The sequence below is a fragment of the Nocardioides islandensis genome, assembly GCF_015352455.1.
GTDB classification, from domain to species: Bacteria; Actinomycetota; Actinomycetes; order Propionibacteriales; family Nocardioidaceae; genus Nocardioides; species Nocardioides islandensis.
On the sequence record NZ_JADKPN010000019.1, the window covers coordinates 71,878 to 95,821 of the forward strand.

General features: G+C 72.8%; 22 protein-coding genes. 10 read left to right on the forward strand and 12 right to left on the reverse strand.

All coding sequences use genetic code 11. The features are described 5' to 3' along the window. From ISU07_RS22265 to ISU07_RS22285, 5 genes are all read right to left on the reverse strand, one after another. Positions 1-2,997 carry a bifunctional [glutamine synthetase] adenylyltransferase/[glutamine synthetase]-adenylyl-L-tyrosine phosphorylase gene (locus ISU07_RS22265; RefSeq protein WP_194709047.1) on the reverse strand — a complete coding sequence of 999 codons (2,997 nt, stop codon included), beginning with the start codon at positions 2,995-2,997 and terminating at the stop codon, positions 1-3. A 10-nt stretch (positions 2,998-3,007) separates the two neighbouring features. Beyond that, positions 3,008-3,724: a type 1 glutamine amidotransferase gene (locus ISU07_RS22270; RefSeq protein WP_194709048.1), complete on the reverse strand. Its 717-nt coding sequence runs from the start codon at positions 3,722-3,724 to the stop codon at positions 3,008-3,010. Beyond that, on the reverse strand, positions 3,721-4,125 hold the full coding sequence (locus ISU07_RS22275) for a hypothetical protein (protein ID WP_194709049.1): 405 nt from the start codon (positions 4,123-4,125) through the stop codon (positions 3,721-3,723). Before ISU07_RS22275 ends, ISU07_RS22270 begins: the two co-directional genes overlap by 4 nt. A gap of 7 nt (positions 4,126-4,132) precedes the next feature. Then, positions 4,133-5,470: a glutamine synthetase family protein gene (locus ISU07_RS22280; protein ID WP_194709050.1), complete on the reverse strand. Its 1,338-nt coding sequence runs from the start codon at positions 5,468-5,470 to the stop codon at positions 4,133-4,135. 504 nt (positions 5,471-5,974) lie between these two features. Further along, complete coding sequence (locus tag ISU07_RS22285) at positions 5,975-6,586, reverse strand: hypothetical protein (RefSeq protein WP_194709051.1); 612 nt, start codon at positions 6,584-6,586, stop codon at positions 5,975-5,977. 94 nt (positions 6,587-6,680) lie between these two features. On the opposite strand from ISU07_RS22285, the gene ISU07_RS22290 reads away from it, so the two are divergent. Further along, a complete protein-coding gene (locus ISU07_RS22290; protein ID WP_194709052.1) occupies positions 6,681-7,310 on the forward strand; it encodes a 4'-phosphopantetheinyl transferase family protein in 630 nt (209 codons plus the stop codon). A gap of 71 nt (positions 7,311-7,381) precedes the next feature. On the opposite strand, the gene ISU07_RS22295 is transcribed toward ISU07_RS22290, so the two are convergent. From ISU07_RS22295 to ISU07_RS22310, 4 genes are read right to left on the reverse strand one after another with little or no spacing between them, the layout of a single operon-like run. Next, a complete protein-coding gene (locus ISU07_RS22295) occupies positions 7,382-7,822 on the reverse strand; it encodes an SRPBCC family protein (protein ID WP_194709053.1) in 441 nt (146 codons plus the stop codon). Between the two features lie 54 nt (positions 7,823-7,876). Then, positions 7,877-9,919, reverse strand: a complete 2,043-nt coding sequence (locus tag ISU07_RS22300; RefSeq protein ID WP_194709054.1) for an NAD(+) synthase — start codon at positions 9,917-9,919, stop codon at positions 7,877-7,879. A gap of 3 nt (positions 9,920-9,922) precedes the next feature. After that, positions 9,923-11,080 carry an MFS transporter gene (locus tag ISU07_RS22305; protein WP_194709055.1) on the reverse strand — a complete coding sequence of 386 codons (1,158 nt, stop codon included), beginning with the start codon at positions 11,078-11,080 and terminating at the stop codon, positions 9,923-9,925. An 8-nt stretch (positions 11,081-11,088) separates the two neighbouring features. Next, positions 11,089-12,225 carry a type III PLP-dependent enzyme gene (locus ISU07_RS22310; protein ID WP_194709056.1) on the reverse strand — a complete coding sequence of 379 codons (1,137 nt, stop codon included), beginning with the start codon at positions 12,223-12,225 and terminating at the stop codon, positions 11,089-11,091. A gap of 119 nt (positions 12,226-12,344) precedes the next feature. Here ISU07_RS22310 and ISU07_RS22315 point away from each other — a divergent pair, with 119 nt between their 5' ends. Further along, a complete protein-coding gene (locus ISU07_RS22315; protein ID WP_194709057.1) occupies positions 12,345-13,256 on the forward strand; it encodes a phosphotransferase in 912 nt (303 codons plus the stop codon). 6 nt (positions 13,257-13,262) lie between these two features. On the opposite strand, the gene ISU07_RS22320 is transcribed toward ISU07_RS22315, so the two are convergent. Further along, a complete protein-coding gene (locus tag ISU07_RS22320; protein ID WP_323742762.1) occupies positions 13,263-13,961 on the reverse strand; it encodes a GOLPH3/VPS74 family protein in 699 nt (232 codons plus the stop codon). Between the two features lie 36 nt (positions 13,962-13,997). Between ISU07_RS22320 and panB the strand changes: the two genes are divergently transcribed. Further along, entirely contained in the window at positions 13,998-14,858 is an 861-nt protein-coding gene (panB, locus tag ISU07_RS22325) for a 3-methyl-2-oxobutanoate hydroxymethyltransferase (protein ID WP_194709058.1), read from the forward strand. A gap of 1 nt (position 14,859) precedes the next feature. Here the strand turns inward: panB and ISU07_RS22330 are convergent, their stop codons facing one another. Next, entirely contained in the window at positions 14,860-15,321 is a 462-nt protein-coding gene (locus tag ISU07_RS22330; protein WP_194709059.1) for a Rieske (2Fe-2S) protein, read from the reverse strand. A gap of 108 nt (positions 15,322-15,429) precedes the next feature. Here ISU07_RS22330 and ISU07_RS22335 point away from each other — a divergent pair, with 108 nt between their 5' ends. After that, on the forward strand, positions 15,430-16,236 hold the full coding sequence (locus ISU07_RS22335; RefSeq protein WP_194709060.1) for a PP2C family protein-serine/threonine phosphatase: 807 nt from the start codon (positions 15,430-15,432) through the stop codon (positions 16,234-16,236). Positions 16,237-16,343: 107 nt separating this feature from the next. Here ISU07_RS22335 and ISU07_RS22340 read toward each other — a convergent pair whose 3' ends face one another. Next, positions 16,344-17,564: an HNH endonuclease signature motif containing protein gene (locus tag ISU07_RS22340; protein ID WP_194709061.1), complete on the reverse strand. Its 1,221-nt coding sequence runs from the start codon at positions 17,562-17,564 to the stop codon at positions 16,344-16,346. Between the two features lie 517 nt (positions 17,565-18,081). Between ISU07_RS22340 and ISU07_RS22345 the strand changes: the two genes are divergently transcribed. The 6 genes from ISU07_RS22345 to ISU07_RS22370 all read left to right on the forward strand — a co-directional run bounded on the left by ISU07_RS22345 (position 18,082) and on the right by ISU07_RS22370 (position 23,849). Then, the gene (locus ISU07_RS22345; protein WP_194709062.1) at positions 18,082-19,308 is read left to right on the forward strand and encodes a PQQ-dependent sugar dehydrogenase; all 1,227 of its coding nucleotides are present in this window, start codon (positions 18,082-18,084) and stop codon (positions 19,306-19,308) included. Next, positions 19,305-20,342 carry a zinc-dependent alcohol dehydrogenase family protein gene (locus ISU07_RS22350; RefSeq protein ID WP_194709063.1) on the forward strand — a complete coding sequence of 346 codons (1,038 nt, stop codon included), beginning with the start codon at positions 19,305-19,307 and terminating at the stop codon, positions 20,340-20,342. The genes ISU07_RS22345 and ISU07_RS22350 overlap by 4 nt, the downstream gene beginning before the upstream one ends. 68 nt (positions 20,343-20,410) lie before the next feature. Beyond that, entirely contained in the window at positions 20,411-21,328 is a 918-nt protein-coding gene (locus ISU07_RS22355) for an ABC transporter ATP-binding protein (RefSeq protein WP_194709064.1), read from the forward strand. Further along, entirely contained in the window at positions 21,325-22,116 is a 792-nt protein-coding gene (locus ISU07_RS22360; RefSeq protein ID WP_194709065.1) for an ABC transporter permease, read from the forward strand. Before ISU07_RS22355 ends, ISU07_RS22360 begins: the two co-directional genes overlap by 4 nt. 27 nt (positions 22,117-22,143) lie before the next feature. Beyond that, on the forward strand, positions 22,144-23,247 hold the full coding sequence (locus tag ISU07_RS22365) for a sensor histidine kinase (protein WP_228522404.1): 1,104 nt from the start codon (positions 22,144-22,146) through the stop codon (positions 23,245-23,247). Next, the gene (locus ISU07_RS22370) at positions 23,244-23,849 is read left to right on the forward strand and encodes a response regulator (RefSeq protein ID WP_194709067.1); all 606 of its coding nucleotides are present in this window, start codon (positions 23,244-23,246) and stop codon (positions 23,847-23,849) included. Before ISU07_RS22365 ends, ISU07_RS22370 begins: the two co-directional genes overlap by 4 nt. Positions 23,850-23,944: the final 95 nt, after the last annotated feature.

Here is a 23,944-nt window from a genome sequence, read left to right on the forward strand (position 1 = left end):
TCATCCCCAGAAGACGCGGTCCACGACGGCTCTCGCCCGGCGAGTCGTGCGCAGGTAGTCGTTGACCATCTCGTCGGTGCCGCCGGGCGCGTACCCGAGCACGGCGGCCATCGCCGCCAGTGCTCGTGGGTCGCTGGGCAGCTGGTCGCTGCCCTTGTTGAGCACCAGGGTGATCGCGTTGCGCACGCGGCTGACCGTGCGCCACGAGCGCACCAGGACGTCGGCGTCGGTGGCGCCGAGCAGGCCGGCCTCGCCGGCCGCGGAGAGCGCGTCGAGGGTCCGCGGGGTGCGCAGGCCGGGTACGTCGGCGGCGTGCCGCATCTGGAGCAGCTGGACCGTCCACTCGATGTCGGCCAGGCCGCCGCGGCCCAGCTTGAGGTGGGTCTTGGGGTCGGCGCCCCGCGGCAGCCGCTCGCGGTCGATGCGCGCCTTGATCCGGCGTACCTCGGCCACGTCGGTCTCGGCGAGCCCCGTCGCCGGGAAGCGGAGCGGGTCGACGAGCTCGGTGAACCGGCGGCGCAGGTCCGCGTCGCCCACGACCGCATCGGCGCGCAGCAGCGCCTGGAACTCCCAGACCTTCGACCACTTGGCGTAGTACGCGGCGTACGAGTCGAGCGTCCGCACCAGCGGCCCCTGCTTCCCCTCCGGGCGCAGGTCGGCGTCGACCTCGAGCGGCGGGTCGGTCATCGGCAGCGACAGCAGGCGGCGCAGCTCGTTGGCGGTGTTCTGCGCGTACGTCGTGGCGACCTGCGGGTCGGCCCCGGGCAGCGGGTCGTGGACGAACATCACGTCGGCGTCGCTCGCGTAGGACAGCTCGAACCCGCCGTACCGGCCCATCGCCACGATCGCCATCGCGGTCGGTGGCGCGTCCAGGCCGAGCTGCTCGCGGACGGCCCGGCCCGCCGCGTCGAGGGTCGCCTCGAGCGTCGCGTCGGTCAGCCGCGAGAGCCCGGCGCCCACCTCGGCCACGTCGATCTCGCCGAACAGGTCCCCGGCGGCCAGGCGCAGCAGCTCGCGACGGCGTACGGCGCGGATCGACCGCGCCGCCTCGACCGGGTCGTCCTGCCGCCCGGCGGACTTGGCCATCTCGGCCATCAGCGGCTCCGAACCGCGCGGCGTGAGGCTCTCCCCCAGCATCCGCACGCCCTGCGGCTCCCGCTCGATGAGCGCCGTGGCGTACTTCGACGTCGCCAGCACGCGGGCCAGCCGCTCGGCGACGTGGCCCTCGTCGCGCAACGTGCCCAGGTACCACGGCGTGCTGCCCAGGGACTCGCTCAGCCGGCGGAAGCCGAACAGCCCGCCGTCCGGGTCGGGTGAGTCGGCGAACCACCCCAGCATCGCCGGCATCAGCGCCTTCTGGATGCTGGCCGTGCGCGTCACACCGCTGGTCAGCGCCTCGAGGTGCCGCAGCGCCGCCATGGGGTCGGCGAAACCGAGCGCCGCCAGCCGGGACGCGGCCGCCTCGGTCGAGAGCCCGGCCTCGTCGTCGGCGACGCCGGGCATCCGGGCCACCGCGGTGAGCAGCGGCCGGTAGAAGAGCTTCTCGTGCAGTCGGCGCACCTCGCGCCGCCAGCCCTGCCACGCCTCGTCGAGCGAGGGGACCGGGTCCTTGACGTACCCCATCCCGCGCGCGATCCGGCGCAGCGACGGCTCGTCGACGGGTACGACGTGGGTGCGGCGCAGCTGGTAGAGCTGGATGCGGTGCTCGAGCGTGCGCAGGAAGGCGTAGGCGTTGTGCATCGCCTCGCCGTCGACCCGACCGACGTACCCGCCCGTCGTCAGCTCGGTCAGCGCGCTCAGCGTGGCCGGCGCCCGGAGCGACGGGTCGCCGCGGCCGTGGACGAGCTGGAGCAGCTGCACCGCGAACTCCACGTCGCGCAGGCCGCCGAGGCCCAGCTTGAGCTGACGGTCGGCCTCGCGCGCCGGGATGGTCTCCACGACGCGTCGCCGCATCGCCTGCACGTCCGCCACGAACCCGTCGCGGCCGGACGCGCTCCACACCATCGGCGCCACCAGGTCGACGAGCTCGCGACCCAGCTCGAGGTCGCCGGCGACGGGCCGAGCCTTCAGCAGCGCCTGGAACTCCCAGGTCTTGGCCCAGCGCTCGTAGTAGGAGCGCATGCCCGCGAGCGTCCGCACGAGCGGTCCGGCCTTGCCCTCCGGCCGGAGCGCCGCGTCGACGGGCCAGATGGTGCCCTCGGGCGTGTGGTCGGAGCAGGCCCGCATCAGGTGCGTGGCCAGCTGGGTCGCGACCCGCGACGCGGCGCCCTCGGCCGCATCGTGGGCCGGCTCGAAGCAGAAGATGACGTCGACGTCGGAGACGTAGTTGAGCTCGTGACCGCCGCACTTGCCCATCGCGATGACGGCGAGCCGTACGTCCGCGGAGTCCGGTCCGACGTGGGCGCGGGCGATCGCGAGGCCGGCCTCCAGGGTGCCGGCCGCCAGGTCCGACAGCTCGGCGGCGACGTCGTCCACGCCGACGTGGTGCGCCAGGTCGCGCGAGGCCAGCCGCAGCAGGAGCCGGCGGTACTCCACGCGCAGCGCGTCCAGCGCCTCCGGCTCGGGAACGCCCGCGACCGGCTGGTCGCTCGAGGGGTCGGCGCCGACAGCGGTCAACAACGCCGCGCGGACGGCGTACGCCGCGGGGCGGGTGCTGCCGAGTGTCGGGTCGGTGAGCTCGCGCCAGTGGGTCGGGTGCCGGACGAGGTGGTCGGCCAGGGCCTGGCTGGCACCCAGCACGCAGAGCAGCCGCATGGCCGTGCCCTCGTCGTCGACGATCTCCTGCAGCATCGCGTCGCGGTCGCCCAGCTGCTCGTCGGCCGCCGCGGCCAGCCGGAGCAGGCCGGCGAGGGCCAGGTCCGGGTCGGCGGTACGTCCGAGCAGCGCCACCAGCGGGTCCGCGTGCCCGCCGAGCTCGCGCAGGCCGGCCGACGTGCGGTCGGAGTCGACGAACCCGTGGCGGAGCAGGTCGGAGCGTGAGGTGGCCGGCCGAGTCATCGCGCTCGCGTCACGCGTGGGCGGCGATCTCGACGAACCGGGACGCCAGCGGCCGCCACGCGGCCGCCAGCTCCTCGCGCGCGGCGTCGATCTCCGCAAGCACCGCGTCGGTGTCGAGGCCCTGGCTGCGGTGCAGCTCGCGGTCGGCCACGGCCCACGGGGCGATCAGCTGGGCGTCGACCTCGGGGTGGTGCTGGACGCCCCAGACGGTCGGCGCGAAGCGCGCCGCCTGCACCTCGACGCCCTCGATGCGGGCGAGCACGACGGCCCCCTCGGGCACCTCGGTCACGACGTCGTCGTGCCAGTGAACACCGCGCCGCGGGGTGGCCAGCTCGTGCATCAGCGGGTCCAGGTGCGCCTCGGGCGTCCAGCCCATCATGCGCAGGCCGAACGTCTGGCCGCGCGAGTTCGTCTCGACCTCGCCGCCCAGGGCCACGGCGGCCAGCTGGTGACCGAGGCAGATGCCGAGCACCGGCACGCCGCCGGCCGCGTGCACGCGGATCCGCTCGCGCACCAGCGCGAGCCACGGGCTGTCGGCGTCGTCGTTGGCGCCCATCGCACCGCCGAGCACGACCAGGGCGTCGTACGTCCCCGGGTCGGGCAGCGGGTCGCCGTCGTACGCGTGGCACACCGCGACGTCCGCTCCGGCGTCGGCCATCCACGTGCCGACCAGGTGTGGCGGGCAGTTCTCCTCGTGCTGGACGACGGCGATGCGGGGCGACGTCATGCGAGCCGGTCCTTCTTGAGCAGCAGCGACGCGGTGAGCGTGAACAGGCCGGCCACCAGGGACGCCAGCCCGATGACCGTGGCCAGGATCGGCAGCGCGGCGAGCATCGCGAAGACGCCGGCGAGGGTCCCGTAGAGACGAGCGCTGACGACCTGGGCCTTGAGCCTGCGGCGCGCGGACCGGGCGGTGAAGAACACCACGACACCCGGGATGAACAGGAAGACCATGGCGATCTGGAGCGCCTCGAAGCGGGTGCGGTCCTGGTCGCCGTCCCACGAGGCCGAGACGTAGGCGAGGGCGTACACGATGATGAGCGCGGCCAGCACCATCACGACCATCAGGCCGACGTTGAGCTGCTTCTCGATCGGGCTGCGCTGGGGCGCCTCGTTCGCGGTGGTCATCGTCGCCTCAGAGAACCGGGAGCATCCGGTCGCGCTCGAACGCGGAGACCTGCGTGCGGTACTCCTCCCACTCCGAGCGTTTGTTGCGCAGGAAGAAGTCGAAGACGTGCTCGCCCAGGGTCTCGGCGAGGAGCTCGCTGCGCTCGGCGATGCCGATGGCGTCGTACAGGCTCTTCGGCAGCGGCTCGATGCCGAGGCTGGTGCGCTCCCGCTCGGTCAGGCTCCACACGTCGTCCTCGGCCTCGCGCGGGAGGTCGTAGCCCTCGTCGATGCCCTTCATGCCGGCGGCCAGGATCACGGCGTACGCGAGGTAGGGGTTCGCGGCCGCGTCGATGCTGCGCACCTCGACCCGGGTCGACTGGCCCTTGTTGGGCTTGTACATCGGCACGCGCACCATGGCCGAGCGGTTGTTGTGGCCCCAGCAGATGTACGACGGGGCCTCGCCGCCGCCGAGCAGGCGCTTGTAGCTGTTGACCCACTGGTTGGTCACGCAGGTGATCTCGCTGGCGTGGCGCAGGATGCCGGCGATGAACTGCTGGCCGGTCTTGGAGAGTTGGTACTGCGAGCCGGCCTCGAAGAACGCGTTGCGGTCGCCCTCGAACAGCGACACGTGCGTGTGCATCGCCGAGCCGGGGTGCTGGGTGAACGGCTTGGGCATGAACGTCGCCCAGATGCCCTGGCTCAACGCCACCTCACGGATGACCGTGCGGAAGGTCATGATGTTGTCGGCGGTGCTCAGCGCGTCGGCGTACCTCAGGTCGATCTCCTGCTGGCCCGGCCCGCCCTCGTGGTGGCTGAACTCCACCGAGATGCCCATCGACTCGAGCATCGTGATCGCCTCGCGGCGGAAGTCCGCTCCCATCGACTGCGCGGTGTGGTCGAAGTACCCGCTGCGGTCCACCGGCACGGGGTCGACGCCGTTCTGCGGGGTGTCCTTGAACAGGTAGAACTCGATCTCGGGGTGCGTGTAGAAGGTGAACCCCTGGTCGGCCGCCTTGGTCAGCGTGCGCTTGAGGACGTAGCGCGGGTCGGCGTACGAGGCGGAGCCGTCCGGCATCACGATGTCGCAGAACATCCGGGCCGTCGCCGGCCCCTCGCCGCGCCACGGCAGGATCTGGAACGTCGACGGGTCCGGCTTGGCGAGCATGTCCGACTCGTAGACCCGGGCGAACCCCTCGATCGCCGACCCGTCGAAACCGATCCCCTCGTCGAAGGCCCCCTCCAGCTCCGCCGGCGCCACCGCCACGGACTTCAGGAACCCGAGGACGTCGGTGAACCACAGCCGCACGAACCTGACGTCGCGCTCCTCGAGTGCCCGGAGCACGAAGTCTTCCTGCTTGCCCATGAGATCAGTATTCCGCCTCCGGCGGATGGTCTGTGGTTGGTGTCTTGTTTGGTCGCCTGCGGCGGGCGTCGGGACCGTGGTCGCCGGCGGCTGCACGAGAAGATCCTCCTCGCTCCGCCGCTCGCGGTCCGGTCACGGGAGGGTGGTGGAAGAGCCACCACCTGCTGCGGTGACCCGCCCGGGGTGGTTGACGTCAGCCGACCTCGCGCGCAGACCACCCACGGGTCGTGGGCGTGGGACGGTGACCCGGGCCTGCCCTCCGGGGGCTAAAAGGGCTTGGCCGCGGCGCGCGCCGGCGGTCGCAAGCACACGACCACGCCGTGCGTGCGACGCGCCGCCCCTGTCCCCCGGAGGGCAGGACCGGGGCGCCGGCCGACGAACCGCAACCCAGCCCGCCGCAGGCGATCAAAGAACGACAACCACAGACAACTCCCCCGGAGGCGGAACCTTGCCGCCGTACCCCTCGACCCGGAGGACTCCCCGACCCGACGAGCTGCCGGAGGGTCAGCCTCCGTGGGAGCCGGCCTTGCAGAGCAGGACGTCCTGTCCGCCCAGCACCCCGCCGTACACCGGGTTGAGCGGCCGCAGCCACTCCTGCGTGGTCGGCGCCCAGACGATCTGGCCCGGCACCTTCTCGAAGACGCCCTCGACCATCACCCGCCGGACCTTGAGTCGCAGCAGCAGCTCCTTCTTCGCGGTGCCCGCGAAGCAGCCGCTGGCCTTCTTCATCGTGCGCGCACGGTTGAAGCCGATCCGGTCACCGACGGTCAGGCCCTGGTAGCGCATCACCGCCATGGTCGTGTAGCCGAGGTGGCCCTCCCACGGCGTCTCGACGGCGACGCTGAGACCGAGGGTCTTGTCGGTCGGCACCACGAACGCCGCCTTGCCGTTCGCGATCAGGTGCGGGTCGGAGGCCCAGCCGCTGCTGGGGTCCTCGGCGGTGTAGCTGATCAGCGTCACCTCGCAGCCCTCGCAGGACCGGATGGCGACGGTGACGGCGGTGGTCTTGGCACGGGCACTGGTTGTCTCGGCTCCCGACGCCTGCCCGTTCGACACGCCGGCGAGTGCGAGGCCGACCGCGACGGCGGCGGCGAGGACGCGATGGATGCTGGTCATGGTGCTGTTCTCCCTCGGAGGTTGGGTCAAGTCCCTCGTACGACGCGACACCCGCGCCCGAGGTTGCCATCGGGGCCGGGCCTACCGTGATGCCGTGCTCGCCGACATCGTCCACGTCTGGTGGGCCTCGACGGAAGACCTCTCCGAGGAGCACGCGCGGTGGCTCGACGACACGGAACGCGAGCGACTCGGCCGGCTGCGCGGAACGGGGGACGGCGACCGGTTCGTGCTCGGGGCGGCGCTGCTCCGCGCTCTCGTCGCCGACCTCGACGGGACGGACCCGGCGTCGGTGGCCCTCGACCGCACCTGCCCGCGCTGCGGCGAGCAGCACGGCCCCGTGACCGCGCCCGGGCGCGCCTGGCAGGTGTCGGTGTCGCACTCGGGCACGTACGCCGTCGCCGCGGCCGCCGCCGGACCGGTCGGGGTGGACGTCGAGACGCACTGCCCGGCGGACTGGCGTGACCTGCTGCCGCGGGTGCTCGCCCACGGCGAGTCCGAGCCCGCCGACGAGTTGGCCTTCCTGGCCACCTGGGTGCGCAAGGAGGCGGTCGTGAAGGCCACCCGCGAGGGCCTGTCCCGTGCCCTGCCCACCGTGACGCTCGCCGACCCGCCGAACGGCCTCCTGGTCCGCGGCCTCGACGTGCCCGGGGCCGTGGCGGCCGTGGCCTTCGGCGGGGTCAGACCGGGACCGGCTCCCGTCGCCCGGCGCTGGCCGCGCGGCTGAGCAGGCAGTCGGGACAGCCGTCCGAGCCTGGACGCGTCGCTACAAAACCCCTGCGGTTCCGCTTCGCATGGCTATCCGGCGGCTTCGGCCTTCCGGAACACCGCTGCGAACTGCCTCTTCAGCGCCACCGAGCCTGCGACGGGGATCAACGCGCCGACCAGCTTGCCGGTCAGCGACTTGCCGTGGCGGTTCAGCGTCACGCGCACGTCGGTGCCGTCGCCGGCCGGCGTGAGCCGGTAGTGCCAGCCGCTGCCCGGCCCCCAGAGGTTCGAGTCGAGGGTCTCGATGTCGACCGTCCCGGCCGCCGCGTCCCAGGAGTACCGCTCCCGCTCCCAGCCCATGTTGTTGCCTTCGGTGACCTCCGCCCAGTCCGGCCCCGTCTCGTGCACCTCGTAGCGCGACTCGGCGTTGTTCGGCCAGTTCTTCGCCCGGTCCGGGCCGAAGTCGGTGAACAGGTCGAGCACCTGGGTCGGCGTCAGGCTGGTGTGGACGGTGAACGTGGTGCTGGGCATGTGCCTACCGTGGCACGGATGCGGTGACGGGTGTCGGGCAGCCACCCCTCGGCGTCAGCCTTGGGGCACGTTCTCCAGCTCGGCCAGCCAGGCGGCCGCCGAGGCGTCCGAGGGCATCCGCCAGTCACCCCGGGGCGACATGGTGCCGCCGGAGCTGACCTTGGGACCGTTGGGCAGCGCCGAGCGCTTGAACTGGTTGGCGAAGAACCGCCGGCAGAACACCTCGAGCCAGTGGCGGATGACGGGCAGGTCGTACGCCGTGCGGCGCGACGCCGGGTACCCCGGGGGCCAGTCGCCGGCGGAGGCGTCGTGCCAGGCGTGCCAGGCCAGGAAGGCGATCGTGCTGGGCACGGTGCCCCGACGGATCGTGTGGAAGAGCGTGAAGTCCTGGAGGGCGTAGGGCCCGACGGTGTCCTCGGTCGCCTGTGGCTTGACGCCGTCCTGGTCCGGGATCAGCTCCGGGGTGATCTCCTGCTCGACGATCTCGCCCAGCACCTCGTTGGTGTCCGGGTCGAACTGGCCCGACGAGATGACCCAGCGGATCAGGTGCTGGATGAGCGTCTTCGGCACCCCGGCGTTCACGCCGTAGTGCGACATCTGGTCGCCGACGCCGTAGGTGCACCAGCCGAGCGCGAGCTCGGACAGGTCTCCGGTACCGAGGACGATGCCGCCGCGGTGGTTGGCGAGGCGGAACAGGTAGTCGGTCCGCAGACCGGCCTGGACGTTCTCGAAGGTGACGTCGTACACCGGCTGCCCGTCCGCGAACGGGTGGTCCATGTCGGCGAGCATCTGTCGCGCGGCCGCGGTGATGTCGAGCTCCTCGAACGTCACCTCGAGCGACTTCGCCAGCCGGGTGGCGTACGACTTGGTCGTCTCGCCCGTCGCGAACCCCGGCATCGTGAACGCGTGGATGTCCGACCGCGGCCGCCCGAGCCGGTCCATCGCCTTGGCCGCCACGATCAGCGCGTGCGTGGAGTCGAGGCCGCCGGAGATGCCGACGACGACCTTCGTCGACGGACCGATGGCGTGCAGCCGCTGCTCGAGCCCCGAGACCTGGATGTTGTAGGCCTCGTAGCAGTCCAGGGCGAGGCGTTCCTCGTCGTCGGGCACGAACGGGAACCGATCGACCTTGCGGCGAAGCCCGACATCGCCTGAGGGAACGCCGAGCTCGAACTCCACGAACCGGAACTCCGCGACCCGGCCGGCCAGCGTGCGCCGGTTGTCGTCGTGCGTGCCCTGGCGGATGCGCTCCTGCCGGATCCGGTCGAGGTCGACGTCGGCGACCGACCGTCGCGGGCCGTCCGGGAAGCGCTCGCTCTCGGCCAGCAGCTCGCCGCACTCGTAGACCAGCGTCTGCCCGTCCCACGACAGGTCCGTGGTCGACTCGCCCTGGCCGGCGGCGGCATAGAGGTACGCCGCGTTGCAGCGCGCGCTCGCCGAACGGACCAGCAGCCGCCGGTCCTCGGCACGGGCGACCGTGATCGGCGAGCCGGAGAGGTTCGCCAGCACGGTCGCGCCGGCCAGCGACGCCTCGGCACTGGGCGGCACCGGCACCCACATGTCCTCGCAGATCTCCACGAACAGCCGGAAGCCCGGCAGGTCGCTCGCCGCGAAGACCAGGTCCGGCCCGAAGGGCACGTCCTGACCGCCCAGCCGGATCGTCGACCCGCGCCGGTCGTCGCCCGGGGCGAACCAGCGGCGCTCGTAGAACTCGCGGTACGTCGGCAGGTACGACTTCGGCGCCACCCCGAGGACGCGGCCTCGGTGGATGACCACCGCGCAGTTCACGACCCGCGTGCCGTGCACCAGCGGGGCACCGACGACGATCACGGGCAGCAGCGAGGCCGACCCCTCGACGATCGTGTCGATCGCGGCCAGCACGCCGTCCAGCAGCGTCTGCTGCATCAGCAGGTCGTCGATGGAGTACCCGCACAGCGCCAGCTCCGGGAACACCGCCAGCGCGACCGACTCGTCGTGGCACTCGCGCGCCTGTTCCAGCACGATCTCCGCGTTGCGCGCGGGGTCGGCGATGGCGACCGGAACGGTGCAGGCCGCGACCCGAGCGAAGCCGTGGGCGTACGACGACCAGAAGTCCACGCCTCAACTGTATTGCGGTACCCGCTGCTCGACCGGCACCCGCACGACAGGGCGGCGTACGAGTGGCACCGCGGCGAGCGTGAGGCAGGCGGCGAGCGCGACCACCACGTGCGGGCCGAGCAGCTCCGCGAGCGTGGGCGCGACCAGCGCGCCGACGAGCGCGGCCGCCACCATCGCGGTGTCGGTGAGCCCGAGCACGGTGGACCGCAGCCGGTCGGGCGCGGCCACCTGCACCGTCGCGGTAGCGGCGGTCTCGACCTGGACCGCGGCCGCGCCGGCGAGTGCCAGCGGTGGCACGGCCGCCCACAGTGACGACGCGACGACCACGAGCGCCAGGCACGCGGCGAGCAGGAGCAGCCAGGTCCGTACGCCGACGCGCCACCGGTCTCCGACCCGGCCCAGCAGCGGTCCGCCCAGCGCGCCCATGCCGAGCGCCCCGGTCGCGACCCCGAAGTCGACCCCGTCGCCCAGCAGTGGCAGCAGGACCAGGCCGACGACCGCGGCGACGGCGTTGACCAGGGCGACGACGGCCACGGCGCCGCGCAGGGCGGCCGAGGCCCTCAGGGCCGCGACGACGCCCGTCTGCTCGGCGTCGCGCTCCCCGGCGCGCGCTGCCGGCAGTCGGACGCCGTCGAAGAGCAGGTGCGCCCCGACCAGGCACGCGACGGCGGCCCACGGCACGAGCGGGCGGGTGCTCCCGGCGAGCAGGAGCCCGCCGATCGCCGGCCCGACCACGAACGACGCCACCTCGACGGTCACCAGCAGGCCGGTCGCCCGCTCGCTGCGGTCCTCGGCCAGACCCGGCATTGCCGCCGCGAGGGCGGGGTACGCCGGGGTGGCCGCGGCGATGGCGACGGTGGCCGCCGCCAGGGCGGCCCAGGTCGCGCCGACGGCCAACGACCCGGCCACGGCGACCAGCAGGACCACCCGCGCCACGATCGTCAGCCGCACGATGCGGTCCCGGGCGCAGCGGTCGGCCAGCCGGCCGGCGGCCCACGAGCACGCGACGTACGGGAGCATCCTCGCCGCGCCGGCGAGCCCGAGCACCCAGCCGTCGCCGGCGCGCTCCCAGACGAGCAGCACGAGCAGCGGCCAGGGCAGGGACATGCCGACGGCCGCCAGGGCATGGCTGGCGACGGTCCGTCGGACGGCGGCCTCCACGGTCCCGGTCAGCCCACGAGGTGCGTCGGCAGCGGCGCGAAGCCGTTGAAGCCGACCGTCGAGTAGCAGGTGGTGTAGGCGCCCGCGGAGGTGAGCACGACCTCGTCGCCCTCGGCCAGTGACAGCGGCAGCTGGACGGGCTGCTTCTCGTACATCACGTCCGCGCTGTCACACGTCGGGCCGGCGAGGACGCACGGGCCGGAGGGGCCGGTCGCCGTGGTCTCCAGGCGGTAGCGGATGGCCTCGTCGAGGGTCTCGACCAGGCCGGTGAAGACACCGGCGTCGAGGTACACCCAGCGCGTGTCGCCCCGGTGCACGACCGCGACGACCGAGGTCACCACGCGGCCGGCGTCGGCCACGATCGACCGGCCGGGCTCGACCAGCGTGCGGGGTCGCCGCGAGCCGAACCGCTTGCGGAGCGCGCGCCGGATCGCCGCGCCGTACGCGTCCAGGGCGGGCGCCCCACCCTCGAGCGCGGCCGGGAAGCCGCCTCCCAGGTCGAGCAGCCACGGCGACGAGCCGGCGGCGCGGAGCGCGGCGAACACCCGCGACGAGGCCTCGATCGGCGCGTCCCAGGCAGACGGGTCGCGCTGCTGCGAGCCGACGTGGAAGGAGACCCCGGCGGCCTCGAGCCCGAGCGACTCGGCCAGCGTCAGCACGTCCACCGCCTCGGTCGTCGAGCAGCCGTACTTGCGCGACAGCGGCCAGTCCGAGCCCTCGCCCGACGTCACCAGCCGGCAGAGGACGGCGGAACGGGGCGCGGCCTCGGCGACCTTGCGGGTCTCCTCGGGAGAGTCGACCACGAACAGCCGGACGCCCAGGCCCGCGGACTCCACGATGTCGGCGCGCAGCTTGATCGGGTTGGAGTAGACGAGGTCGCCGGGGCGGGCCCCGGCTTCCAGGCAGGCGAGCACCTCGGCCGGGCTGGCCACGTCGAAGCTGGACCCGGCGGCCACCAGCGCGCGGAGCAGGTCCGGGTGCGGGTTGGCCTTCACCGCGTAGTGCACGGCCGTCCCGGGCAGCGCGGCCCGGAGCCGGCGGAACCGCGCGAGCGCGGTCGGTACGTGCAGCTCGAGCCGCGGCGTGGTGCTCCCCGGAGTCGAGCCGGGACGAGTCCCGGCGTGGGCAGGCGAGAGCAGGGTCATGCGTTCCCCCATGGAAGACGTGACGTGGTCGGCGCCCGAGCCGCGTCAGTCAAGAGTCGTCCGTCCCCAGGTCAGATACACCTGGTCCGGCCGGGGCCGGTCCGTGCTTGGGTGATCCGGTGCGCGAGCCCCCTCCGAACGTGTCCGACGCCGACGTCCTGGCCGCCGTCCGCGCGCACTGGTCGGACGAGGTCGACGGCGCCGAGCACCTGCCCGTCGGCTTCGGCGCGCACCACTGGTCGGCGACCGTGCGCGGGCGCCCGGCCTGGTTCGTGACGCTGGACGCGTTCGACGGCAAGCAGGACGCGGCCTCGCTCGAGGCGACGTACGCCGCCGCCTCCGGCCTGATGTTCCCCCTCGACTTCGTGGTGGCACCGGTCCCGTCGCACGCAGGCACGTGGACGGTTCCGTTCGCCGGCGGGGCGCTGTCGGTGACGCCGTGGATCGCCGGGGAGAACCCCGCCACCCTCGACCTCGGCCTGGTCTCCGACATGCTGCGCCGGCTGCAGGCGGTCACGCCCACGCCCGGCGTGCGTGAGTGGACGACGATCACCCCGCCGACCCTCCCCGCCGATCTCGTTTCGCTCGTGCAGCAGCCGTGGGACAAGGGTCCCTACGGCGAGCGCGCGCGGTCGGCGGTGCGGGGCCGGTTGGACGCCATCGAGGAGTGGTCGGCGTCGTACCACGCCCTCGCCGACCTCGCGCGCCGCCGGCCCTGGGTCCTCACCCACGGCGAGCCGGGTCCGCACAACCTGATGGTCACCGGCGACAAGACCCGGATGGTCGACTGGGAGACCCTGCGCCTGGCCCCGGCCGAGCGCGACTGGCGGACCCTGGTGGAGCGCGGGCTGCCGACCGACGGCCTCGACGCGGCGATGCTCGAGCTCTTCGACCTCGAGTGGCGGCTCGACGAGATCAGCCAGTACGCCGCGTGGTTCTCCGCCCCGCACACCGGCACCGCCAGCGACCGGGTGGCCATGGGCGGCCTGCTGCACGAGCTCGTGCGGGCGACGTTCCAGCCGGGGGGTTGAGGCCGGTCAGGTACCGCTGCCCATCGCCCCTGCGGACGTGGCGGCGACGATCGCCGCGGTCGTCGCGGCGGTGACCGCGGCGACGGCGTTCTTCACCGCGACCGCCGCCCACTGGCCCTCGGAGACCTGCTTGGCGCGCCTGCGGACCTCACCGTTGGAGAGTCCCTCGTGAGGCACGGTCTTGTGGGCGCGGTCGACGGCGTAGAGCAGCGCGGCCAGGGCACCGATGCGCGGCTCGGGCTCCACCCCCGCGACGAGGACGTCGGTGAGCGCGCGGCGTACCTCCTCCTCATGACTGCTGTCGCGGGCGGGCCACCGGGTGCGCGGGATCAGGCCGAACAGCTTGTCGGCGCGGCGTTCGAGCACGCCGCGCTCGACCAGCCGGTCGCACAGCGTCTCGGTGAGCCCCTTGCCCAGCCGCACCACCAGGTCCTGGGCCGAGCGCTCCTTCTCCCGGACCGTGCGGAGGGCGTCGGCGAGGACGATGTCCTCGACCTCGACCCCGGGCTCGGCCCGCACCTTCGCCTGGCGGAACAGCGCCGGCTTGGCCTCCTTGCTGACGGTCACGGCCTCGGCCAGCGCGAGCTCGACGAGGACGGCGCCACCCAGCGCGGTCTCGAGCTGGTGGGTCTGCGGCTTGCCGGTCTCGTCGTCGAGCAGCAGCAGGAGCAGGTCCTCTGCGATCAGCGTCACAGGATCTTTCACGGGGCTCACCGTACGACGCGGGACTAGCCTGCAGGAGTGACCAGCACCCCCGAGGAGACCGCTCCCTACGGGACCGGTCCGGCCGCCGCCGCGCCGACTCCCGTCCGCCGGATCCGCACCCACCACCTCCGCGAGATGAAGGAGCGCGGGGAGAGGTTCGCGATGCTGACGGCCTACGAGCAGTACGCCGCGCAGACGTTCGACGAGGCCGGCGTGGAGGTGCTCCTCGTCGGCGACAGCGCGAGCAACAACGTCTACGGCAACGAGACGTCGCTGCCCGTCACCGTCGACGAGCTGCTGCCGCTGACGCGCGCGGTCTCCCGGTCGGTGAAGCGCTCGCTGGTCGTGGGCGACCTGCCGTTCGGGTCCTACCAGCGGTCACCCGAGCAGGCCTACGACACTGCCGTCCGCTTCATGAAGGAGGGCGGCGCGCACTGCGTGAAGCTCGAGGGCGGCCGCGAGATGGCGCCGCAGATCGAGCTGATGACGCGCGGCGGGATCCCGGTCATGGCGCACATCGGGTTCACGCCGCAGAGCGAGCACGCGCTGGGTGGTTACCGCGTGCAGGGCCGGGGCGACACCGCCAGCCGGATCCTCGACGACGCCCACGCGGTCCAGGACGCCGGCGCGTTCGCCGTCGTCATGGAGATGGTGCCGGGCGACGTGGCCGGCCAGGTCACCAAGGAGCTCACGATCCCGACCATCGGCATCGGCGCCGGCCCCGACTGCGACGGCCAGGTGCTCGTCTGGCAGGACGCGTTCGGGTTGCGGACGGGCAAGATGGCGAAGTTCGTCAAGCAGTACGCCGACATGCACGGCGTGCTCCTCGAGGCGGCCCGCTCCTACGCCGCCGAGGTCAAGGACGGCTCGTTCCCGGGACCCGAGCACACCTTCTGAGTCACGCGATCGTGACCTGGCCGCCCTTCACGGTGACCGGGAACTCCTGGAGCGCCTCGGTCGCGGGCGGGTTCACCGGAGTGCCGTCCTCGATCGAGTAGGCGCTGCCGTGGCACTCGCAGCGGATCCCGCCGAGCTGGACCGAGCTGACGATGCAGCCCATGTGGGTGCAGACGGCGGTGAAGCAGTGGAACTCGCCCTTGGTCGGCTGGGTCACCACCAGCTCCTGGTCGGGCAGGATCGTGCCGCCGCCGACCGGGACGTCCTTGGTCGCCGTGATCGTCGTACCGCTCCCGGGCGTCGGATCCGCGTTGCCGGTCGGCAGGTCGTCGCCCTGTCCGGCGCCCGTGTCGTCCCCGGCGCCCGGGTCGTCGTCGCCGCCACACGCGGCGAGCACGGGCAGGGTGAGTCCCACGGTCGCGACCGCGGTCAGGGCGCGGCGGCGGGCGATCGGTGCGGTCATTCAGGGTCCTCCGTCGGCGTCGGGTTCCGGTGCCTGCGCGTACGGGCGCTGCCGCCTGGAGGTTCAACGTCCACCGCCGCGCGGAGAGTACGTGCCTAGACTGCCCGGATGCTGCCGTTCCGGTACGGCGGGATGTCGCACGTGGGGCTCGTCCGCTCGGGCAACGAGGACGCCGGCTTCGCCAGTCACCACGTCCAGGTCGTCGCCGACGGGGTCGGCGGTGCCGCCGCGGGCGAGGTCGCGGCCGCCACCACGGCGTACGTCGTCAGCGCCCTGGCCGCCGCCCACCCGACGGCCGACGCAGCCACGTTGCTGCGCAGCGCCGTCGCCGAGGCGCACACGCAGCTCCACCACGGGGTGCTCGCCGACCCCGACCGCACGGGCATGGCCACCACCCTCACCGCCGCCCTGGCCCGCCACGGCAAGGTCACCGTCGCGCACGTCGGCGACTCCCGCGCGTACCGGCTCCGCGACGGCCACCTGACCCGCCTCACCACCGACCACACTTTCGTGCAGACCATGGTCGACGCCGGCCGGCTGACCCCTGACGAGGCACGCACGCATCCGTACCGCTCCGTGGTCCTGCGCTCGGTCAACGCCGAGGAAGCGCCCCGGCCCGATGTCTTTCGTCCCGACCTCCGCCCCGGCGACCGCATGCTGCTCTGCAGCGACGGCCTCACCGACTTCGTCGACGAACCCACGGTTCGTGCTCGCCTGGCGACCCCCGGCCACCCCGACGACGCCGCCCAGGCCCTGGTCGACGCCGCTCTCGCCGCCGGCGGCCGCGACAACGTCACCTGCCTGGTCTGCGACCTCGACGACGGCCCCCGCATGTCCTGGGACGGTCGTCTGCTCGGCGCCATGGCCGACCCGTTCCTCGTCGTCGACGCCGCCGCGATCCACCGGTCGGCCTGAGGCGCTGGTGGTGGAGTCGATGTGTGCGCGCAGTGCCGCCGCGTCGTCCCGAGTCATGGCGTGAGGGCATCCGGTGTGGGTCGGTTCGTCAAGGACCCTCATTGACATCAGGTCCTTCGGTGGAAGGTCGTGGATCCGTTGAGATGGTGGTGGGTCTGCCAGCCGGGGTCGTGGGCGCGGTGGTGGTGGAAGGGACAGAGGAGCTTGCCGTCGGCCAAATCGGTCTTGCCGCCGCGGGACCAGGGCTGCTGGTGGTGGGCTTCGCACCACGCGGCGGGGACGGTGCAGCCGTCGGCCGTGCATCCGCGGTCGCGGATCGCCATCGCCTTGCGTTGCGGGCCGGTGAAGAGGCGTCTCGCTCGGCCGAGGTCGAGGATCTCGCCCTTCCCGCCCAGGACGACGGGGATGATGCCGGCCTGACAGGCCAGCCTTCTGACGTGGTCGGCGGTCAGGGTGTCGCCGGTGGTCGTCTCGGCCAGGCCCGTCGCCGAGCGCAGCGCGTCGAGGGTGATCATCACCGTGACCGACGTCGCGGTGCCGCCGTGCTTGGGCAGGGCGTTGGTGGGGAGGTTCTCCAGCAGGGCGCAGAACGCCTCACCGCGGCGTCGGGGTGCGGGGAGCTGGTCGACGTCGTCCCCGAGCGCGCCGCCGGTCGGTCCGCGTCTGGGTGAGGTGTAGGACTCCAGGTAGGTCTGGCAGCGCCGGGCGAGCGGAGTCGGGATGCGGGCGTAGAGGTCGGAGGACCCGTCGCCGCGGTGCCGGATGGTGACCTTGGTCGCGGCCCGGGCCCTCCGGTCCTCGGCGAGCAGCCGCTGGTACTCCGCCTCGTCGGCGGTGTCGGGGGCGATGACCTCCAGCAGCCTGGCCCCGAGGCGTCGGAGCTCGGGCGGTCCGAAGTGCGCGGCCTCGGTGATGAGGTAGGCCTCGCCCTTCTCGCGCAGCTCGGGGTCCAGGTTCTTCGGCAGCCGTGCGAGGGCCTCGACGATCTCCCGCGCCTGCGCCACGTTGACCGCACCTTCGCCCATCGCGGCCGTGATCGCCTCGCCACCGATGCGGGCGAGCCTCTCCCGGAGCCGGACCTGGCCGATGCCGTCGCGGGTCTCGGCGGCGAGCCAGTGGGCGGTGGACCGGGCGCCGGTCTCGATGGCGATGTCCTCGGAGACGGCCAGGACCCGGAGGCGATCGGCCTCAGCCTTGGCGATCACCTGCGAGATCGCTGTCAGTCGGGCCTTCCGCTCGGCCACGGTCTGGTAGGCCGGGTCCACGCCGGCGAGGTCGTCGAGGGCGGCGTTGATCGCCGCGATCGGGGTCTCGGACCGGCTGGACATGGATCAATCCAAGCATCGACCACCGACACTCCAACGGCCCGGAAAGCCCTTGTCCACAAGGGATTCCGGGAATCTGGCCAACTACTTTCGGGAGGTTGTTTCGGGCGGTGACCACAGCGGTCGACCCTCGGCGGACCTGCGACCGGGCACGGTCTCCAGCTGGCCACCGCCACCACCTACGGCGACCGGCCACCCCTGTTCGTTCTTCACCACCGCAACCCACGCGGACCGTGCGCCGAGGTCTCGTGACGGGACTCCGTCCCTCCTCGACCAGCGGTGGTCGCCGGGTCTCGTGACGGGACTTCGTCCCTCCTCGACCAGCGGGGTCACCGGGTCTCGTGACGGGACTTCGTCCCTCCTCGACCAGCGGGGTCACCGGGTCTCGTGACGGGACTTCGTCCCTCCTCGACCAGCGGGGTCACCGGGTCTCGTGACGGGACTTCGTCCCTCCTCGACCAGCGGTGAACTTCGTCCCTCCTCGACCAGTGGAGCGACGCCCCTGTCGTACCGTGACCACATGACGCGCCTGCTCGCCGCCGTACTCGCCCTGGTGCTGCTTCCGGGGGTGGCGTGCTCGTCGGCGGCGGAGCCCGACGGGTCGGCGCCGGCGGCAGCGTCGTCGAGCACGACGACGGCGAGGCCGACGTCCGACGCCGGCGACGCGACGAGCGACGACAGTGGTCAGTCCCGGGCGAAGGGCGTGACGCTGAAGGTCACCCGGCTGGCGACCGGGCTCGATCACCCGTGGGACGTGCACGGGATCGGCAACGGCCGGTACCTCGTCACCGAGCGGTCCGGGCACCTGACCGTGATCGACAAGGACGGGACCGTACGCCGGCTGTCGATGCCCACCGACCTGATCTGGGTGTCCGGGGAGACCGGCCTGATGGGGCTGGCGATCGACCCGGACTTCGCCAGCAACGGCCGCTTCTACACGTGCAACGGCGGCCTCCCGCAGGGCAACCCGGACGTGCGCGTCATGGTGTGGACGCTCAACAAGGCCGCCACCAGGGCGACGTACCGGGACACGCTGATCAAGGGGTTCCCGACGTCGAGCGGCCGGCACGGCGGCTGCCGCCTGCTGATCCTCGAGAACGGCGCCATGCTCGTCGGCACCGGCGACGCGGCCATCGGCACCAACCCGGAGAACAAGCAGTCCCTCGGCGGCAAGACGCTGATGCTGAACCGGATCACCGGCAAGCCCTGGCCGACCAACCCGTACGCGAACGTCGCCGACCGCCGGCAGAAGTTCCTGCACACCTGGGGCCACCGCAACGTGCAGGGCCTCGCCCAGCGCGCCGACGGCAGCCTGTGGTCCGTCGAGCACGGCCCCGACCGCGACGACGAGGTCAACCTGCTCAAGAACGGCGGCGACTACGGCTGGAACCCCGTCCCCGGCTACAACGAGTCGGTCCCGATGACCGACCAGTCCCTGCCCGGCAAGCAGATCGAGGCAAAGTGGAGCAGCGGGTTCCCGACCGTCGCCACGTCGGGAGCGTCGTTCGTCTACGGCGGGCAGTGGGGCTGGTACGACGGCACGCTCGCGGTCGCCGCGCTCAAGGCCGGTGAGCTGCTGTTCATGAAGTTCGACGCGAGCGGCAAGCTGCTCGGCGTGCGCACCCCCGCGGCGATGAAGAAGTACGGACGCCTGCGCGCCGTCACCGCCCTCGCCGACGGCAGCATCCTGGTCACGACCGACAACGGCGGGAACGACGCGGTGCTCCGGGTGCGGCCCGCCGGGTGAGAGCCGTCCGGTACGACGCGGTCGGGGAGCTGCCCACCCTCGTCGAGATCGACGAGCCGGTCTGCCCGGACGACGGCGTCGTCGTGGCGGTGCGGGCGACCGGCGTGTGCCGGTCGGACTGGCACGCCTGGCAGGGTCACGAGGAGGTCGCACTCCCCCACGTACCCGGCCACGAGTACGCCGGCACCGTCGCCGAGGTCGGCCGGGACGTGGCCACCGTCGAGGTCGGCGACCGCGTCACCGTGCCGTTCGTGCTCGGCTGCGGCACCTGCGACTACTGCCGCAGCGGCGAGGCCCAGGTCTGCCCCGACCAGCTCCAGCCCGGGTTCACGCTGCCCGGCTCCTTCGCCGAGCTGGTCGCCGTCCCCCGCGCCGACGCCAACGTCGTCCGGTTGCCCGACGAGGTCTCGTACGCCGCGGCCGCCGCGCTGGGCTGTCGCTTCGCCACCGCGTACCGCGCGGTCGTCGCCCACGGCCAGGTCCAGCGCGGCCAGTGGCTGGCGGTGATGGGCTGCGGCGGCGTCGGCCTGTCCGCGGTGATGATCGCGGTCGCACGCGGTGCGCGGGTCGTCGCGGTCGACGTGCGCCGCGAGGCCCTCGACTCCGCCGCCGAGCTCGGTGCCGAGGCGACCCTCGAGGCGACGGACGCGACGGCCGACGCGATCCGGGACATCACGGGCGGCGGGGCCCACGTCGGCCTCGACGCCATCGGCGACCCGGCAGCCGCTGCCGCCTCCATCGGGGCCCTGCGTCCCCGCGGACGCCACGTCCAGGTCGGCCTCCTGGTCGGGGACGACGCGAGCACGGCATTGCCGATGGACCTCGTCGTCGGCAGGGAGCTGGCGGTCCTGGGCTCGCACGGCATGCCGGCCGTCGACTACCCGGCGCTGCTCGAGCTCGTCGCCGATGGCCGGCTCCGGCCCGACCGACTGGTCACCCGGCGCATCGGGCTCGAGGACGCCGGCCGCGCGCTGGCCGAGATGAGCGGGACCGGCATCACCTTGGTCGAGCCCCAGGAGACGCGAGAGCCCTGACATCTGTCACGACACCTTCGTGACCGGCGGCCCAGGGTCGGAGCGGCGTACGGCGGCACGGTAGGTGCATGACCACGACCTCGGCCGTCCGCCTCGAAGGCGTGACCAAGGACTTCGGCCCAGCACATCAACGGGTGCACGCCGTCCGCGGCATCGACCTCGAGCTCCAGCAGGGCGAGATCGTCGCGTTCCTCGGCCCCAACGGCGCCGGCAAGACCACCACGATCGACATGGTGCTCGGGCTCTCGAAGCCGACCATCGGAGACGTCAGTGTCCTCGGCCTCGAGCCGCGCGACGCGATCGCCCGTGGGCTGGTGTCCGCGGTGATGCAGACCGGCGGGCTCCTCAAGGACCTCACGGTGCGCGAGACCGTCCGCTACACCGCCAGCCTCTTCGCGGACACCGAGGACGTCGACACCGTCCTGGAGAAGGCAGGCATCACCGCCATCGGCGACCGCAAGGTGGGCAAGTGCTCGGGTGGCGAGCAGCAGCGGCTGCGGTTCGCGATGGCGCTGCTCCCCGACCCCGCGCTGCTCCTGCTCGACGAGCCCACCACGGGCATGGACGTCGAGGGCCGACGCGCGTTCTGGTCGGCCATCCGCGAGGACGCCGCACTGGGCCGCACCGTGCTCTTCGCGACGCACTACCTGGAGGAGGCCGACCAGTACGCCGACCGGATCGTGCTGATCAGCAAGGGCCGCATCGTCGCCGACGGCACCGGCGCCCAGGTCAAGGCGATGGCCAGCGGCCGTACCGTCCGGGCCACGCTCCCCGACGCCCACCAGGACCTGCTGCACGAGCTCGCCTCGCTCGGCGGGGTGGACGGCGTGGAGACCCGCGGCGAGTCGCTGATCGTGCAGGCCAAGGACAGCGACGCCGTCGCCCGCTTCCTGCTCACCCGCACCGACGCCCGCGACCTCGAGATCAACGCCCGGGGTCTCGAGGAGGCGTTCCTCAGCCTGACCGACGAAGGAGACGACGCATGACCACGACGACCGGCACCATCGACCCCGCCGCCCGCCGGGTCCCGCCCTTCGGCGGCGTGAACACCACCGTCCTGCGCATCGAGCTGCGCCGGATGCTGCGCAACCGCCGCACGATCATCTTCACGCTCATCTTCCCCGCCGCGCTGCTGCTGTCGTTCGGCGGCCAGAGCGGCTGGGACGACAAGGCGGGACTGGGCAACGTCGCGGCGTACATCCTGGTCTCGATGAGCCTGTACGGCGCCGCGCTCACCGCCGCCGCCGGCGGCTCGATGGTCGCGCTGGAGCGCTCGCTCGGCTGGTCCCGGCAGCTGCGGCTGACACCGCTCAACCCGGTCGCCTACATCCTGATGAAGACGCTCGTCGCCTTGGTCATGGGCGCCCTGGCGATCACCGCGGTCAACGTCGTCGGCGCGATCCAGGGCAAGGCGGAGATGCCCACGCACATCTGGTTCGAGTGCGCGGTCGTCACCCTCTTCTGCACGCTGACGTTCGCGGCGCTGGGCGTGTTCGTCGGGTACGTCGTGCCGGGCGAGAACGCCATGCAGATCCTCGGCCCCGGCCTGGCGCTGCTGTCCTTCCTGGGCGGCGTGTTCATCCCGCTCGACCAGTACTCCGACGTGGTCCGTCACGTCGCCTACTGGACGCCGATGTACGGCGTCGCCGAGATCGCCCGGTCACCACTGACCCGCGAGCTGCCGTGGTACGCCGTGGTGAACGCCGTCGCCTGGTTCGCGATCTTCGTGGTGGGTGCCGCGTGGCGGATGAGCAAGGACACCGCCCGGGTATGAGCGTCGCGTGTGACTAGCGTGAACCCGATGAGTGGGCCGGTGCTGCAGCAGGAACAGCCACTGGGTCGCCGCGGACCGTGGTTCGCGGCGATCTGGCTGTTCTTCCTGCTCGACCCGTTCCTGGTCGGGTGGCACCACCGGGGCACCGTGGCCGGGGTCCTCGGCATGCTGCTGACGGTCGCGTTCGGGGCGACGTACATGTGGCTCTGGCTCCAGCTCCGCGCCGACCGCGCCAGGCTGCGGGACGAGCCGCCGGTGGCGTCGTCCCTGCTGTGGCTGGCCGGTCTCGTCACGCTCGGCCTGCTGATGGTCGTGGCGCTCGGGCAGGTGGGGACGACCGCGGCGGTGTACGTCGCCGTCGCCACGATGATGCTCTTCCCCTTCGTCGTGGGGGCGGCGATCGTGGTGGGCATCGCGGCCCTCGTCGTGGTCACCGGTGAGCTGGTGCCGGGCTGGGACCGGTCGATCGGGCTGGCGTTCTCGGTGTGCGCGGCCTCGCTGGCGATCTTCGGCATCCGCTCGATGCTGCGCCGCAACATCGACCTGATCCGCGCCCACGAGGAGAACGCCGAGCTGCTGGTCGAGAACGAGCGCACCCGCTTCGCCCGCGACCTCCACGACATCCTCGGCCACTCGCTCACCGTCATCACGGTCAAGGCCGAGCTGGCCGGGCGGCTGATGGACGCCGACCCCGCCCGCGCCAAGGCCGAGATCGCGGACCTCGAGCGGCTCAGCCGCGACGCGCTGGCCGACGTACGTCGCGCGGTCGAGGGCTACCGCGACCTCACGCTGCCCGGGGAGCTGGCCCGCGCCCGGGCCGCGCTCGAGGCCGCGGAGATCCAGGCGGTGCTGCCGAACACGACCGAGGAGGTGCCGACCGACCTGCGCGAGCTGTTCGCCTGGACGGTCCGTGAGGGCGTCACCAACGTGATCCGGCACTCGCACGCGCGCACCTGCCGCGTGGTCATCTCGCCGACCGGCGTCGAGGTCACCGACGACGGCGACGGAGCCGCCGGCGAGACGACGGGCTCGGGGCTGCGCGGCCTCCGCGAGCGCGCGGCGGCCGCCGGGGCGACGGTCGTCACCCGGTCGCTGTCCCCGGGGTTCTCGCTGTCGGTGGTGCGGGCGTGATCCGGCTGCTGCTGGCCGACGACCAGGCCCTGGTGCGCGGCGCGATCGCCGCGCTGCTCGGGCTCGAGCCCGACCTCGAGGTCGTCGCCGAGGTCGGCTCCGGGGACGACGCCGTGGCCGCGGTCGAGCAGCACTCCCCCGACGTCGCCCTGCTCGACGTGGAGATGCCCGGGCTCGACGGCATCGAAGCCGCCCGCCAGATCCGCGAACGCTCCCCCGTCACCCGCGTCCTGATGGTCACGACGTTCGGGAGGCCGGGGTACCTCAAGCGCGCCCTCCAGGCCGGCGCCTCCGGATTCGTGGTGAAGGAGACGCCCGCGGCCCAGCTCGCGGACGCCGTGCGCCGCGTGCACCAAGGACTCCGCGTCGTCGACCCCGCCCTCGCGATGGACAGCCTGACCGCCGGCGACTCCCCGCTCACCCCGCGCGAGACCGAGGTCCTCCAGGCCGCGCGCGACGGCGCGTCCGTCGCCGTCATCGCCTCTCGCGTCCACCTCTCGGAGGGCACCGTCCGCAACCACCTCTCGGCCGCCATCGGCAAGACCGGAGCGGCCAACCGGGCCGAGGCCGTGCTGGTCTCGGTGGAGAACGGGTGGCTCTAGGTGTTCTAACCACGGACGTTAGGCACGGCGTTTCTGCTTGGCGATGACGAAGACCTCCGAGTGAGGTGTGGAGCTACCACGCAAACCACTCCTCA